This window comes from Methylosinus sp. H3A (genome assembly GCF_015709455.1).
Taxonomy (GTDB): domain Bacteria; phylum Pseudomonadota; class Alphaproteobacteria; order Rhizobiales; family Beijerinckiaceae; genus Methylosinus.
Map to the genome: position 1 here is coordinate 4,340,485 of NZ_JADNQW010000005.1, position 14,254 is coordinate 4,354,738.

The window sequence follows — 14,254 nt, forward strand, 5'->3', positions numbered from 1 at the left end:
AAACTCTTTGCGGCGCGACGCGAGGCGACGCCGGCGGTCTCGAGCGAACATCCCGTGAGGGATGATGCGACCGCGGTCCGGCGAAGCGTCGGAGCGTCGACGCGTGTTTTCGAGGAGTTGGTGTCGATCGCGAAACATCGGATACGCGAACCGGCGCGACCGCCGGCGGACTGGGCGAGAGACCCGATCGGCCGCCGAAGCGAGACCGGCCGGGAGCCAGAGTGACGACGGCTCGGGAAGACAGCGCGAATCGACAGCTCCACCGGCGCGCGATACTCTCGCGCGGAGTGGCCCCTCGATTGGCGGCATGTCATGGACTTCGCCATGAGCTCGTCACAAAAACCTTATGTCACAGCGCCTTACGGCGGCGCCCGCCCGTCCCGAACCCGCGCGCGAGGCGTGCATTCGAACGTAATTCATCCCGTGGAAAAACGCGCCGTCCGTCCGAGACGGTTCCCGACGCCGTAAAACGCCGAAAATGCGCTAGGCGCATTTCGAACCCTTCCACGGAACGTTTCCATACATAATGTCTCGAAGGCGACACCGCAAGTTGGACGTGCCCTCTCCGACGGCTCGCCCACAGGAAGGCGCCCGCGGCAGGCCGAGAAACCGGCGGCGCGGCCGCTCCTAACTCCGCATTAACCAGATGTCCTCAGAAAGATTTCGGGCTCGCGCGCTCGCGCGAGCCGCGCCATATTGTTTGCGGGCGAACGCGCGAGCGGGGCGAATTTCGACATGGACGACTGGCGAACGGGGGCCGGGCCTTCGCGGGCTCATGGGCGTTTTGCGCGCGGATTCGTGCGGGCCGCGCTCGCCGCGGGCCTTGCTTTCGGCATCGCCGGGGCTTCGGCGGAGCCGACGCCTCCGCCCGAGCCGGTCGCCGCGATCGCCGCGCGAATCGAACAGCAGAAGGACCGGGCGCGCCTCGTCTTCGAGACGACGGCCGAGGTGACGCCGACCGTCTTTCCGGTCGCCGACCCTTATCGAATCGTCGTCGATCTGCCCGAAATGGCCTTCCGCCTCGACCCAGAGCTCGGGCGCCGGCCCAAGGACAAGCGCGGCGGCGACGAGCTCGTGACCTCCTTCCGCTTCGGCCATTTCGCGCCCGGACGCTCGCGAATCGTCATCGATCTCGCACGGCCCGCCAAGATCATTCGCGCCGAGAGCGATTCGAAATCGAAAACCCCGCGTCTCGTCATCGAGCTCGAGCCCTCCGACGCGGCGAGCTTTGCGTCCGAGGCGGCCCGCAGGGCGCCCGCCGCCTCCCGCGCCGCCGCGGCCGAGCCGGCGCCGCCTCCCGCGCCGGGCGGCAAGCCCTTGCTGGTCATCGACCCTGGCCATGGCGGCGTCGATGTCGGCGCGGCCGGCCCGCATGGCGAGCAGGAGAAGACCATCGTCCTCGAATTCGCCCGAACGCTGAAGACGAAGCTCGAGGCGGATGGCAAGCTGCGCGTGATCCTCACCCGCAATGAGGACGCCTTCATGGCGCTCGACGAGCGCGTGCGCGTCGCGCGCCAGGCCGGGGCCGAATTATTCCTGTCGATTCACGCCGATACGCTCGGCGAGGCGAGCGTCGAGGGGGCCACGGTCTACACCGTCTCCGCCCGCGCCTCGGACTCCGAGGCGGCGAAAATCGCCGAAAAGGAGAATTTCGCCGATCGCGCGGCCGGGCTCGAGCGCAAATCCGAGGACGCCGGCGAAGTCGGCGACATTCTCTTCGATCTCACTCGGCGCGAGACGCGCGCCTACAGCCGCGTCTTCGCCCGCACGCTGATCGCTTATTGGCAGACCGTCGGCCATCTCAACAAAAATCCGAGCCGCTCGGCCGGCTTCGTGGTGCTGAAAGCCTTCGACATTCCCTCGGTGCTGCTCGAGCTCGGCTATCTGTCGAGCTCGCGCGATTTGTCGCGGCTCGTCTCGGCGGAATGGCGCGACCATGCGGCCGAGGCCACGGCGCAGGCGATCGAGCGTTATTTCGCGGAACGCCAGGAGCAGGCGCAAGAGCAAGTGCAAGCCGCGGCGCCTGCTCAGGCCGTCGCCGCGACCGCGCGCCCACAATAAAACATAAAAACGGGGATAAGGATGGGCGCGGCGAGAGGCCGATTCGGGTTTCCGTCTCGACAAAATATCTCTACACGGGACGCCGACGGCGCGGCGCGCGCCAGATTTGAGGTAACGCGTCTCTTCGAGGATCATCCTTCATGCGTCTGCTCGTCCGGTTCTTCGGCTTCCTCTTCGCGACCGGCGCCATCGTCTTCCTGATCGGCGTGGCGGCCGCGGCCGGCATCGTCTACGTATTCTCGAAGGATCTGCCGGACACGGCGCAATTGCGCAATTACGAGCCGCCGGTCACGACGCGCATCCACGCCAATGACGGCTCCATCCTCGCCGAATATTCGCGCGAGCGCCGATTGTTCCTGCCGAGCTCGGCCGTGCCGCCGCTCGTCCGGCAGGCCTTCATCTCGGCCGAGGACAAGAATTTCTATACGCATAACGGCGTCGACTTCGAGGGCATCGCCCGCGCCGTGTCGATTCTCGCCCAGGGCGGGCGCCATATGCAGGGCGCTTCGACGATCACCCAGCAGGTGGCCAAGAACTTCCTGGTCGGCAATGAGCGCTCCTTCGAGCGCAAGATTCGCGAGGCGCTGATCTCCTTCCGCATAGAGGCGGCCTATCCCAAGGACCGCATCCTCGAGCTCTATCTCAACGAGATCTATCTCGGCCTCGGCAATTATGGCGTCGCCGCCGCGGCGCTGAATTATTTCAACAAATCGGTCTATGAGCTGACCATCGCCGAGGCCGCCTATCTCGCCGCCCTGCCCAAGGCGCCGAACAACTACCACCCATTCCTGCATCGCGACCGCGCGGTCGAGCGCCGCAATTACGTCATCGACCGCATGGTCGCCGACGGCTTCGTCTCGCAGAAGGACGGCGACAAGGCCAAGACCGAGCCGCTCGGCGTCAATCCGCGCGTGACCTCGCCCAACACCTATGTCGCCGGCTATTTCGCCGAGGAAGTGCGCCGCGAGCTGCTCGACAAATATGGGGACAAGAAGCTCTATGAGGGCGGCCTCTCGGTGCGCTCGACGCTCGACCCCAAAATGCAGGCCATCACCCGCAAGGCGCTGGCCGACGGCCTGGTGCGCTTCGACGAGGCGCATGGCTTCCGCGGCCCGATGCGCCATATCGACATCTCCTATGACTGGGGCCTGCCGCTCGCCGATATTCCGGCGCTCGGCGATGTGAAGCCCTGGCGCCTCGCCGTGGTGCTGGACGCCAATGACGGTTTCGCACGCATCGGCCTGCAGCCGCCGCGCGAGAAATCCGGCGAGGTGGCGCGCGAGCGCGAGACCGGCCAGCTCGGCCAGGAGGGCATGCGCTGGGCCGGCCGCAGCATTCGCGCCGCGCTGACGCCGGGCGACGTCATCTATGTCGAGCCGCTCTCCGGCCGGCAGGGCCAGTATCGGCTGCGGCAGATTCCGGAAATCTCCGGCGCCATGGTGGCGATGGACCCGCATACGGGCCGCGTCTTCGCCATGGTCGGCGGCTTCTCCTACGATCAGTCGGAGTTCAACCGCGCGACGCAGGCGCTGCGTCAGCCGGGCTCCTCCTTCAAGCCCTTCGTCTACGCCACCGCGCTCGACAATGGCTACACGCCCTCCTCCTCCATTCTCGACGAGCCGATCACCATCGTGCAGGCCAATGGCGAGAGCTGGACTCCGGAGAATTTCGAGGGCGCGCATGGCACGGGCGCGCATCCGCTGCGCTATGGCGTCGAGCACTCCAAGAATATGATGACCGTGCGCCTCGCCAAGGATGTCGGCATGCCGCTGATCGCCGAATACGCCAAGCGCTTCGGCATTTACGACGACATGCCGCTCTATCTGCCCATGGCGCTCGGCGCCGGCGAGACGACGGTGATGCGCATGGTGACCGCCTATTCCATGCTCTGCAATGGCGGCAAGCGCGTGAAGGCGACGTTGATCGACCGCATCCAGGACCGCTGGGGCAAGACGATCTACCGCCATGACGAGCGCCAGTGCCTGGGCTGCGACGCGCCCAAATGGGAGACCCAGAACGAGCCCAAGCTGATCGACAAGCGCGAGCAGGTGCTCGATCCGCTGACCGCCTATCAGATCACCTCGATCATGGAGGGCGTCATCGAGCGCGGCACCGGCCAGTCGATCAAGGCCGTGGGCAAGCATCTCGCCGGCAAGACGGGCACCACCAACGAGGCCAAGGATCTGTGGTTCGTCGGCTTCTCGCCCGACCTCGCCGTCGGCGTCTATATCGGCTACGATCGGCCGCGGCCCGTGGGCGAGGGCAAGAGCGCGCAGGCGGCGACCTATGCCGCGCCGATCTTCCGCGACTTCATGACCGTGGCGCTGAAGGACAAGCCGGACGTGCCCTTCCGCGTGCCGCCGGGCATAAAGCTGATCTCGGTCGATCCGCATTCGGGCCTGCGCTCGAAGGGCTCCGGCTCGATCCTCGAGGCCTTCAAGCCGGGCACCGCGCCGCCCGATTCCTATTCCGCGGCGGGCAGCGACGGCGGCCTGCATTCCGGCGGCGCCCAGGATGTGGACAAGCAGGTGGGAAGCGGGACCGGCGGCCTGTATTGAGCGGGGCGGGAGCGTGATGTTGCGCCCAATCGATCCGATCATGAGCCGGTTTCGCGCCGCGCTCGGCGACACGTACGGCCAGCGGCTTCGACGCGTGGTGCTGTTCGGCTCGAGGGCCCGCGGCGACGCGCGTCCAGACTCGGATTACGACGTCGCCGTGTTCCTCGAGGACATCGAGAGCATCGGACGGGAGGCGGATCGGATCGCGGAGATCGAGACCGAAATTCTTTACGACACGGGCGCTGTCATCAACGCCCTGCCCTTCCTCGCCGCGGCCTATCGAGAGCCCACGGCGCTGATGGGAGCCTTGCGCCGCGAAGGCGTGGAGCTGTGAAGGCCGAAGTCGCCGCTCGCTGCGCCTATTACACAGCCTTCCATGCAGCCGAAGCCTTCATCGTCGAAGCGACCGGCAAGAGCGTGAAAACCCATTCGGGCGCGAGGGCCGAGTTCGCCCGCTTGGCGAAAGAAACCGGAGAGATCGACAAATCGCTCCCGAAGTTCCTCGCGAAAGCGTATATCTACAAAGAAATCAGCGACTATGGCGCGCGTCCCGGGGCCGACGTCACCCCTGCCGACGCAGTCGATGATCGCCGCCGCAGAGCGATCATCGACTGCGTAACGGCTTTGTTGAGTCGAGGGTGACGTAGAATGGCGGAAGCCGACGTCTCGTCACTCCCCCAAATGCCGCAGCGCCGCTGCCGCCGCGAAAGGGCACAGCGCCAGCGACGCCAAGCTGATCGCGCATAAAATGGCGAAAGGCGCCGCGAAGGACACCGTCCCGCCGGTCGCCGCCTCCGCCGCCGAGACGCCGAAAATCAGCACGGGAATCGTCAGCGGCAGAACCAGCAGCCCCATCAGCAGGCCGCCGCGGCGCAGCGTCACCGTCGCCGCCGCGCCGATGGCGCCGATCAGCGTCAGAGCCGGCGTGCCGGCGAGCAGCGTCGCGGTCACGGCGACGAGCGCCGCCTCGTCCTGCTGGAGCATCAGGCCGAGAAAGGGCGCGGCCAAGGTCAGCGGCAGGCCGGTCGTCACCCAATGCGCCGCGCATTTGACCAGCACCGCGAGCTCGAGCGGCGAATGGCCGAGGTGGAAGAGATCGAGCGAACCGTCCTCGAGATCGGCCTGGAACAGCCGGTCTAGGCAAAGGAGGCTCGCGAGCAGCGCCGCGATCCACAATATCGCCGGGCCGATGCGGGCGAGGAGATTTGGGTCCGGGCCGATGGCGAAGGGAACGATCGACACCATCACCAGGAAAAAGACGACGCCCATCGTCGCCGAGCCGCCGATGCGGCGGGCGACGCGCAGATCGCGCAAGAACAAAGCGAGAAGCGGGGAATTCACGAATTCGCCCCCAACGCCAGCTCGCGCGCGTCCTCGAGGCCGAGCGGCTCATGGGTGGCGGCGATGATCATCCCGCCCAGCGCCCGATGCTCGGTCATCAGCCGGGCGAGCCGGGCCCGCGAGGCGGCGTCGAGCGCGCTGGTCGGCTCGTCGAGCAGCCAGAGCGGCCGGAAGACGACCAGCAGACGGGCGAGCGCGATGCGGCGCTTCTGCCCGGCGGAGAGAAAGGCGACGGGCGTCTCCGAAAGATGCGCAAGCCCGACCCGCTCCAGCGCCTGCGCCGGCGCGAGACTGCGGCGATCCGGCTCGCCGGTCAGAAATTGCGCCCAGAATTCCAGATTTTCGCGCGCTGTGAGCGGCGCCTTCAGCCCATCGGCATGGGCGAGATAATGGAGGAGCGCGGCGGCCTCCTCCCCCTCCTCGGCTCCCTCGATCTCGACGCGGCCGGAAAGGCGCGGCAAAAGGCCGGCCAGCGCGCGCAAAAGCGTCGATTTGCCGGCGCCGTTGCGGCCGGTGACGATCAGCGCCTCGCCGGCCGTGAGCGAGAAGCCGAGGCCGGCGATGACGCGTCGCCCGCCGCGGGCGACGGCGAGATCCTCCACCCGCAGCCGCAGAGCGGAGGCCCGTTCGGCGTGGGGCCGGGAATGGTGATGCGGAGCGTCTGTCATCGCCTGAGCCAATAGAACAACTTCCGCCGCAGGGGAAATCCCCGCCCCCAGCGAAACAATTGCGACATGATTGCGACACGATGCTTTCGCTGGCGCTATGGCGCCGAAGGATGCTAAGCCTGCGGGCCGACCGCGGGCGTCGCGAGGAATCGGGCGCCGGCTTCCAATGAGCGCCGCGCCAGAACACGCGCGGCCCAAAGACTCGGGATGACGCATTAAGTGGCGAAGCATAACAGCCTTTCGGACTACGCATCGAGACGATTTCGTTTCGCCGGCAATGCGCTCCTCCAATATCACGATCCCTTCTTCGCGCAGATCGACCGGCTTCGCGCCGAATTCGAGGCGAAGGGAACGCATTTCGTCAGCTTCGCCAATTACGATTATCTCGGCCTCGCCAATCATCCCAAGATCGTCGAGGAGGCCGAGCACGAGCTGCATCGGCTCGGCGTCGGCGCGCTGGCCTCGCGCCTCGTCGGCGGCGAGCGCTCGACGCACAAGCCCTTCGAGGCGGAGATCGCCGAGTTTCTCGGCATGGAGGCGGCGCTGACGCTGGTCTCCGGCTATCTCGCCAATGTGACGACCATTTCCTGGCTGCTCGGCAAGCGCGACGCGCTGTTCATCGACGAGCTCGCCCACAACAGCATCGTCGCCGGCTGCGAAGCCTCCTCGGCCGAGGTGATCAAATTCCGCCACAACGACTTCGAGCATCTGGACCATCTGCTGGCCAAGAAGCGCGAAGACTTCCGCCATGTGCTCATCGTCGTCGAGGGCATATACAGCATGGACGGCGACACCGCCGATCTGCCGCGCCTCGTGGAGCTGAAAGAGCGTCACGACGCCTGGCTGATGGTCGATGAGGCGCATTCGCTCGGCGTGCTGGGCGAGACCGGCCGCGGCCTCGCCGAGCTGCAGGGCGTCGATCCCGGCCGCCTCGATCTCGTCGTCGGCACCATGTCCAAGACGCTCGCCTCCTGCGGCGGCTTCGTCTGCGCGAAGAAGCCGGTCATCGACTGGTTCCGCTATACTCTGCCGGGCTTCGTCTACAGCGTCGGCCTGTCGCCTGTGATCCTCGCCGCCGCGCGCACCGCCCTGCGGCTGATGCAGGAGGAGAGCTGGCGCGTCGGCAAGCTCGCGCGCAATGCGGAGCTCTTTCGCGACTACGCACACGCCAATGGGCTGAGCACCGGGCCGGCGATTGGCCGCGGCGTGGTGCCGATTCTGTTCCAGGACAGCGTCGAGACCATGTGGGCCTCGCAGCATCTGCTCGGCCTCGGCTTCTATGTGCCGCCGATCGTGCAGATCGGCGTGCCCAAGGACCAACCGCGTCTGCGTTTCTTCCTCTCCGCCAATCATTCCGAGAATGAGATTCGCGCCGTGCTCGACGCGCTGCGCGATCTGCCGCCGGTGGCCGCAGAGGCGCATGAATTGGTGAAAAAGGCGATGGCGGGCGCGAGCCTGTGAGGGAAATGAGGGAGTGAGCGGGGAATAGAGAAACGCAGGCCGCCGCTCACGACCGCCGGCTCCCCCCACTCGCTCCGCTCTCCCGCGTCGATATGCCAGCTTTCGCTCGCTTCTCTAGCTCGATAGGTGTTCGCCATGGCCGGCATCGAGATTGTTCCCGTCGATAGTCTTTCGCGATTCCTGACCTTCTGCAAGCTGCCGCGTCTCATCTATAAGGGCCACAAGGGCTTCGCGCCTTCACTCGACGCCGAACGCTGGAATCTCTACAGCCACAAGCTCAATCCGCATTTCAAGCATGTCGAGGCGCAGGAGTTTCTGGCGCGCAAGGACGGCAAATGGGTCGGCCGCATCGGCGCGCAGGTCTATAAGCCCGAGGTCCAACCCGTCTCCACCTCGCGCTGGCAATTCGGCTCGCTCGACGCGATCGACGACATAGAGGTGGTGCGCGCGCTGACGCAGGCCACGGAGGAATGGCTGCGCGCGCGCGGCGCGCAGACCATCGTCGGCCCCTTCTCGCCGGACATCAATGGCGAAAGCGGCGTGCTGATCGAGGGCTTCGAAGCGACGCCCATGTATCTGACGCCCTGGCATCCTCCCTATCTGTCGCGGCTCATCGAGGCTCTCGGCTATGACAAGGCGAAGGATCTGATCTCCTACCGGCATCTCTCCGCCGAACAGGATCTCAGCAAGGAGCGCCGCATCGCGGACCGCCCCGAGTGGCGCGACCGGCTGAAGATTCGCCAGCTCGATCGCGATCATCTGAAACAGGGCGAAACCGCGCTGATGTCCGATCTGTTCAATGACGGCTGGCGCGACAATTGGGGCTTCGTGCCACTCGGCAAGGACGAACTCGACGGCTTCGCGGACCTCATGAAATATGTGATGCCGCCGGAATTCGGCATCGTGCTCGAGTTCGACGGCGAGGCGGTCTCCTTCGCGGTCGCGCTGCCCAATCTGCATGAGATCACCGCCGATTTCGACGGCAAGCTACTGCCCTTCAATCTGTTCAAGCTGATCTCGCGCATCCGCAAGCACAAATTCTCGACCGCGCGCCTGCTGCTGCTCGGCACGCGCAAGACGCTGCAGAACAGCGCCACGGGCGGCGCGATCCTGCTGTCGCTGATCGAGGATATGCGCCGGCGCAGCTGCGTCGACGCAAATATCGTCGCCCTCGAGGCCGGCTGGGTGCTCGAGGACAATATGGGCATGCGCAAGCCGATCGAAATGTTCGGCGGCAAGATCGACAAAATCCATCGCATCTATGAGAAGCGCGTGGCGGGCGCGCCGCCCGCTGCAACCGAGGCTGTGAGAGAAGAGGCGACGCCATGAATGTCATCTCGATTTCTTCGACGTCCTCCGCCGATCGCTCGCATGTCGAGCGTCGCCGCCTCATTCTCGAGGCGCATCCGGAAGTGAGGACGCTGTTCGGCAAGGACGATCTCACTTTCAAGATCACCGCGGGAATCTTCGCCGGGCAGCTGCTGATCGCCGCCATTCTGGGCTGGCTCGGCCTCTCCTATTGGCCGCTCACCCTGCTGCTCGCCATTTGCGTCGGCGCCTTCGCCAATCACGCGGCTTTCGTCGCCATTCACGACGCGATCCATAATTGCGTGTTCGACAATCCGCTCTACAACAAGCTCACCGCCCTGCTCGCCGATCTGCCGAACGCCTTTCCGACGGCGATGGGCTTTCGCTGCTATCACATCAAGCATCACTCGCATCTGTCGGCCTATGATTACGACGCCGATATTCCGAGCCGCTGGGAAGTGGAGTGGGTCGGCAATAGCACGGGGCGCAAGGCGCTTTGGCTGTTCTTCTTCCCGGCGATCCAGCTGGCGCGCCTGTCGCGGCTCAAGGGCACGGTGCCGTTCATGGGCTTTTGGACCTATGTCAACACCGCCGTCATCCTGCTCTTCGATCTCTTCGTGCTCTGGGCGTTCGGCCCGAATGCGCTGCTCTATCTGGCGCTCTCCTTCTGGTTCTCGGTCGGCGGGCTGCATCCTTTGAGCGCGCGCTGGGTGCAGGAGCATTTCGCCTTCGGCCCCAATCAGGGCACGTTCGACTATTACGGCCCGCTCAACAAAGTCGCGCTCAACATCGGCTACCACAACGAGCATCACGACTTTCACGAGATACCCTGGCGACGCCTGCCGGAGCTCACCGAGATGGCGCCCGAGTTCTACAAGCCGCTCGGCGCGCATTACTCCTGGTTCGCCCTGCTCGTCACCTTCGTCTTCGACCCGCGCTATTCGCTGCAGACGCGCTCCGCCAATGTGGAGAGCGCCAGCGCCGCGCAGCTCGTTCCCGTCCCGGCGGAGTAGAGTTTCCCATGACTGCCACTGAAAACGACGCGCTCGACGCCTCGCCGCGCCTCTTCGAGAGCGACCTTCTCGACAAATATTCGCGCGTCCATCATCTGACCCCGCCGCTCGTCTATGGGCCGATCATTCTCTGGCTCATCGCCTATGCGAGCAATTATGCGAGCGCGGGCTATATTCTCCTCGCCTTCGTCGCCGGCTACATCGCCTGGACGCTGACCGAATATTTCGGCCATCGCTTCCTGTTCCACACGGTGTTTCCGCTGCCCTTCGGGCTCGGGCCGCGCTTCCAATTCCTCATCCATGGCGTGCATCACATCTATCCGAGCGATCCGCTGCGGCTGGTGATGCCGCCGCTGCTCTCCGCGCCGATCATGCTGATCGCGCTGACGCTGATCCGCCTCGTCTTCGGCGGAGACTTCGCCTGGCCGATGCTGGCGGGCTTCATCGCCGGCTATGTGCTCTACGACTGCGTGCATTTCTGGACGCATCACGGCCAGCCGAAGTCGAAGCTCGGCCATTTGGTGCGCCGGCTGCACATGCTGCATCATTTCCGCGATCCGGAGCGCGGCTTCGGCGTTCACGCGATCTGGTGGGACTATGTGTTCGGCACCAATTACGAGCAGGGCCAGACGCCGGGAAGCCGGGCCGTGTGACGGGCTTTTCGTCGCAGCGCCTTCCATGCGCCGCTTTCGGTCATAAATGAGCCGAGGAGCGGGCGCATAGGGCGCAAAGGCAGGCGCCCGCCGCGCCCTCGAGCGAGCCGAATCATGTCGAGCGTCAAAGGGCCGCCCCAGTCTGCGACGAGTTCGGATCTGCCGCGCGCCGATGGCCGCGTCCGCGCGATCTTCGCCGCGCTCGCGCCGCAGCTCGCGCGCTGGTATCGCTCGCCGCTCTCCTGGCGCGTCGCCATCGGGCTCCTCGCCGCGGCCGCGGGCGTGATCTGGCGGCTGCTCATCGCCGGCGAGAGCGGCGGCCACACCTATGTCACCTTCTATCTGCCGGTTCTCGTCGCCTCCTTCACCGGCGGCGCGGTGTCCGGCGCACTGACGCTGCTCATCAGCGCCGCGGTCGCGCAGCTCTGGCTCGCGTCGATCGAGGGCCTCGAGGATGCGCTCGCCTTCGCGACCTTTCTGACGACGAACGGCCTGATCGTCGTCGTCGGCGAAGCGTTCCAGCGCACGCTGACCCATATCGACAATCTGGAGACGCGCCATGCGATGGAGCGGCTCGCGGCGCAGAATGCGCGACTCGTCGAGCGCTTCGGCAATGTCGCGCTCGCGGCGCCGGGCGTCGTCTTCTCCTTCCGGCTCGACACGGGCGGCTTCGGCTCCTGCCCCTATCTCGCGGAGAATGTGCGCACCGTCTTCGGCGTCGCGCCGGAGGAGATCGCGTCCAACGCCGCGCCCTTGCTCCGCCGTATCGATCCCGCCGACAATGAGCGCATGCGCGCGAGCTTCGCCCGCTCGGCGGCGCAGATGACGCTGCTGCGCGAGGAGTTCCGCTACGATCATCCGTCCAAGGGCGCGATCTGGCTGGAGACGCAGGCGCAGCCGGTGCGCCAGGCGGACGGCTCCGTCGTCTGGCACGGCTATGCGCAGGACGTCACCGAGCGCAAGCGCGAGGAGGCGGCGCGTCTCGCGGCGGAAGGCGCGCTGGAGCAGCGCATCGTCGAGCTCGAGCGCGTCAATGAGCGGCTCGCCCGCTTCGCCTATGTCGCCTCGCATGATCTGCAGGAGCCGCTGCGCAAGATCGTCGCCTTCTCGCAAATGCTCGACGCGGCCGTCGCCTCCTCGGACCATAAGGATATTTCCTATGCGAGCGAGGTGATGCGCGGCTCGGCGCTGCGCGCGCGCGAATTGGTCGAGGATCTGCTCGTCTATTCGCGCGTCGTCGAGGCACCGCTCAAAGTGCAGCGGCGCGACCTGCGCGTCGAAATCCAATCGGCGCTGAACGACATTTCCGAGCTGATCGAGGAATCCAAGGCCGATGTCAGCCTCGACGCGCCGCGCGTCGAATTCGAGGCGGACCCGCCGCAATTCGCGCGGCTCATGCATAATCTCGTCAGCAACGCCATCAAGTTCCGCCGGCAAGGGGAAACGCCGCGCATCGCCATAGCCGGCCATGTCGAGGATGGACAGCTGCGCCTCTCCGTCTGCGACGATGGCGTCGGCTTCGAGGCGAAATACGCCAAGGCGATCTTCGAGCCGTTCAAGCGCCTGCACAGTAAAGCGGAATATCCAGGCACGGGCATAGGCCTCGCTATCTGCAAGACGATCGCCGATCGCCACGGCTGGACGCTGACCGCGCGGTCGCAACCGCTGCAGGGCGCTACATTCGAGGTGACGATGCGGCTGCCGAGCTGAGCAAAAGCCGCGGTCACGACCGAGACAGATCATGCATGAGCTTTTGGCGTTGGCCGCGCGCTCCAGGGCCCTGCCCGCCTGGATGCGTTCTCTGGGAGCCTCCGGCCTGACGCTGGCCGCGCTCGCGCTGCAGATGCTGCTGCGCGACAGCCTGCCGCCCGGCCAGCTTCTCCTCTTCGTTCCGGCCGTCCTATTCTCCGCTCTGCTCTTCGGCGGCGACGCCGGCGGCTGGGCGGCCGCCTTCAGCGCCGCCCTCGCCGCCTATTTTTTGTTCCAGGGCGAAGGTTTCGCCGTCTCCGATCCGGCCGAGGCCTTTGCGCTGGTGCTATTCATCTGCGTCGGTCTCTGCATCGTCTATGTGCTGCAGGAGCTCTTCGGCGCGCTCGACCGGCGCGCCGCGGAGACATCCGCCGCCCTCGCCTGCGCGACCAAGACCGAGCGCATGAAGGGACTCTATCTCCAGGAAATGGCGCATCGGACCAAGAACGATCTGCAATTCGTCGCCTCCTTGCTGCAGATGGAGGGACGCGCGCTCGACGACGAGGACCGCCGCGCGTCGCTGCTCTCGGCGGCGAGCCGCGTCGCCGTCGTCTCCCGCGTCTATGCGCTGCTTCAGCAAGGCGCCGCGCTCGACGTCGAGATGAGACCGCTCATCGACGATCTTTGCGCGGATCTGCGTCTGGCCCTCATCGGCCTGCGGCCGATCGCGCTGCGGACGGAGGTGACGGATTGCGCGCTGGGCGTGGACGAGGCGCGCGCAGTCGCGCTCATCGTCAACGAGCTCGTCGTCAATGCGCTCGAATACGCCTTTCCCGAGGATCGGGCGGGAACGGTGAAGGTGCGGCTCGCGCGCGAGGGCGACGATCTCGCCTTGACGGTGGAGGACGACGGCGTCGGGCTGGCGTCGATGGAATCGAAGGGAGCGGGTTTCGGACAGAAGCTGGCGCGTTCCCTCGCGCAGCAGCTCGGCGGCGCCGTCACGATCGACGCCGGCGAGAAGACGGGCCTGCGCTGCGAGCTGCGTTTTCCGGCCCCGCCCGCGTGAGGCGCGTCACCCCGCCTTTTGCTCGATCTCCTCGATATCCTCGTCCGAGAGGCCGAAGTGATGGCCGATCTCATGCACGAGGACATGGGTGATGACCTCCTGCAGCGTGTCCTCGCCATCCGCCCAATAGTCGATGATCGGACGGCGATAGAGCCAGATCATATTCGGCGGCTCGCCCGTGTGCGCCGTCGCGTCGCGCTGCGCGAGGCCCTGGCCGCGGAACAATCCCAAGAGATCGAACTCGGTCTCGCACTCCATCTCCTCGAGGATTTCCTCGTCCGGGAAATCCTCGACATGGATCACGAGACCTTCGCAGAGCCGCGTGAAGCGCGACGGCAGCGAGGCGAAAGCCGCATCGGCCAGCACCTCGAGGTCCTCGAGCGAAGGGGCGCGGAGCTGGGCGAGAGCGCTATCGTCGAGAGGCGAGGCCATGCGA

The 14,254-nt window shown here is 66.0% G+C and carries 13 protein-coding genes; 10 read left to right on the top strand and 3 right to left on the bottom strand.

Features of this window, described 5'->3' with window-relative positions; all coding sequences use genetic code 11:
* Nucleotides 1-735 precede the first annotated feature (735 nt).
* The 4 genes from IY145_RS23085 to IY145_RS23100 all read left to right on the top strand — a co-directional run bounded on the left by IY145_RS23085 (nucleotide 736) and on the right by IY145_RS23100 (nucleotide 5,261).
* Nucleotides 736-2,061 carry an N-acetylmuramoyl-L-alanine amidase gene (locus tag IY145_RS23085; RefSeq protein WP_196410339.1) on the top strand — a complete coding sequence of 442 codons (1,326 nt, stop codon included), beginning with the start codon at nucleotides 736-738 and terminating at the stop codon, nucleotides 2,059-2,061.
* Between the two features lie 140 nt (nucleotides 2,062-2,201).
* Nucleotides 2,202-4,619 carry a penicillin-binding protein 1A gene (locus tag IY145_RS23090; RefSeq protein WP_196410340.1) on the top strand — a complete coding sequence of 806 codons (2,418 nt, stop codon included), beginning with the start codon at nucleotides 2,202-2,204 and terminating at the stop codon, nucleotides 4,617-4,619.
* Between the two features lie 16 nt (nucleotides 4,620-4,635).
* On the top strand, nucleotides 4,636-4,953 hold the full coding sequence (locus IY145_RS23095; RefSeq protein WP_196410341.1) for a nucleotidyltransferase domain-containing protein: 318 nt from the start codon (nucleotides 4,636-4,638) through the stop codon (nucleotides 4,951-4,953).
* Complete coding sequence (locus IY145_RS23100; protein ID WP_196410342.1) at nucleotides 4,950-5,261, top strand: HEPN domain-containing protein; 312 nt, start codon at nucleotides 4,950-4,952, stop codon at nucleotides 5,259-5,261. The genes IY145_RS23095 and IY145_RS23100 overlap by 4 nt, the downstream gene beginning before the upstream one ends.
* A 27-nt stretch (nucleotides 5,262-5,288) precedes the next feature.
* On the opposite strand, the gene ccmB is transcribed toward IY145_RS23100, so the two are convergent.
* Together ccmB and ccmA are read right to left on the bottom strand one after the other, a co-directional pair.
* Nucleotides 5,289-5,960: a heme exporter protein CcmB gene (gene ccmB / locus IY145_RS23105; protein WP_196410343.1), complete on the bottom strand. Its 672-nt coding sequence runs from the start codon at nucleotides 5,958-5,960 to the stop codon at nucleotides 5,289-5,291.
* On the bottom strand, nucleotides 5,957-6,628 hold the full coding sequence (gene ccmA / locus IY145_RS23110) for a heme ABC exporter ATP-binding protein CcmA (protein ID WP_196410344.1): 672 nt from the start codon (nucleotides 6,626-6,628) through the stop codon (nucleotides 5,957-5,959). Before ccmA ends, ccmB begins: the two co-directional genes overlap by 4 nt.
* Nucleotides 6,629-6,847: 219 nt before the next feature.
* Here ccmA and IY145_RS23115 point away from each other — a divergent pair, with 219 nt between their 5' ends.
* From IY145_RS23115 to IY145_RS23140, 6 genes are all read left to right on the top strand, one after another.
* Nucleotides 6,848-8,089, top strand: a complete 1,242-nt coding sequence (locus IY145_RS23115; RefSeq protein WP_196410345.1) for an aminotransferase class I/II-fold pyridoxal phosphate-dependent enzyme — start codon at nucleotides 6,848-6,850, stop codon at nucleotides 8,087-8,089.
* Nucleotides 8,090-8,224: 135 nt separating this feature from the next.
* On the top strand, nucleotides 8,225-9,418 hold the full coding sequence (locus IY145_RS23120) for a hypothetical protein (RefSeq protein ID WP_196410346.1): 1,194 nt from the start codon (nucleotides 8,225-8,227) through the stop codon (nucleotides 9,416-9,418).
* On the top strand, nucleotides 9,415-10,410 hold the full coding sequence (locus tag IY145_RS23125) for a fatty acid desaturase (RefSeq protein ID WP_196410347.1): 996 nt from the start codon (nucleotides 9,415-9,417) through the stop codon (nucleotides 10,408-10,410). The genes IY145_RS23120 and IY145_RS23125 overlap by 4 nt, the downstream gene beginning before the upstream one ends.
* A gap of 8 nt (nucleotides 10,411-10,418) precedes the next feature.
* Nucleotides 10,419-11,063: a sterol desaturase family protein gene (locus IY145_RS23130; protein ID WP_196410348.1), complete on the top strand. Its 645-nt coding sequence runs from the start codon at nucleotides 10,419-10,421 to the stop codon at nucleotides 11,061-11,063.
* A gap of 114 nt (nucleotides 11,064-11,177) precedes the next feature.
* Nucleotides 11,178-12,773, top strand: a complete 1,596-nt coding sequence (locus IY145_RS23135) for a sensor histidine kinase (RefSeq protein WP_196410349.1) — start codon at nucleotides 11,178-11,180, stop codon at nucleotides 12,771-12,773.
* Between the two features lie 31 nt (nucleotides 12,774-12,804).
* The gene (locus IY145_RS23140; protein ID WP_196410350.1) at nucleotides 12,805-13,818 is read left to right on the top strand and encodes a sensor histidine kinase; all 1,014 of its coding nucleotides are present in this window, start codon (nucleotides 12,805-12,807) and stop codon (nucleotides 13,816-13,818) included.
* Nucleotides 13,819-13,824: 6 nt separating this feature from the next.
* On the opposite strand, the gene IY145_RS23145 is transcribed toward IY145_RS23140, so the two are convergent.
* Complete coding sequence (locus IY145_RS23145; RefSeq protein WP_196410351.1) at nucleotides 13,825-14,250, bottom strand: metallopeptidase family protein; 426 nt, start codon at nucleotides 14,248-14,250, stop codon at nucleotides 13,825-13,827.
* Between the last annotated feature and the right edge of the window lie 4 nt (nucleotides 14,251-14,254).

Bases quoted from the DNA above. Each gene is read 5' to 3' on its own strand.
- IY145_RS23125 (WP_196410347.1), top strand. From the start codon at position 9,415: ATGAATGTCATCTCGATTTCTTCGACGTCCTCCGCCGATCGCTCGCAT.
- IY145_RS23095 (WP_196410341.1), top strand. From the start codon at position 4,636: ATGTTGCGCCCAATCGATCCGATCATGAGCCGGTTTCGCGCCGCGCTC.
- IY145_RS23140 (WP_196410350.1), top strand. From the start codon at position 12,805: ATGCATGAGCTTTTGGCGTTGGCCGCGCGCTCCAGGGCCCTGCCCGCC.
- IY145_RS23090 (WP_196410340.1), top strand. From the start codon at position 2,202: ATGCGTCTGCTCGTCCGGTTCTTCGGCTTCCTCTTCGCGACCGGCGCC.
- ccmA (WP_196410344.1), bottom strand. From the start codon at position 6,628: ATGACAGACGCTCCGCATCACCATTCCCGGCCCCACGCCGAACGGGCC.
- IY145_RS23120 (WP_196410346.1), top strand. From the start codon at position 8,225: ATGGCCGGCATCGAGATTGTTCCCGTCGATAGTCTTTCGCGATTCCTG.
- IY145_RS23130 (WP_196410348.1), top strand. From the start codon at position 10,419: ATGACTGCCACTGAAAACGACGCGCTCGACGCCTCGCCGCGCCTCTTC.
- IY145_RS23085 (WP_196410339.1), top strand. From the start codon at position 736: ATGGACGACTGGCGAACGGGGGCCGGGCCTTCGCGGGCTCATGGGCGT.
- IY145_RS23145 (WP_196410351.1), bottom strand. From the start codon at position 14,250: ATGGCCTCGCCTCTCGACGATAGCGCTCTCGCCCAGCTCCGCGCCCCT.
- IY145_RS23135 (WP_196410349.1), top strand. From the start codon at position 11,178: ATGTCGAGCGTCAAAGGGCCGCCCCAGTCTGCGACGAGTTCGGATCTG.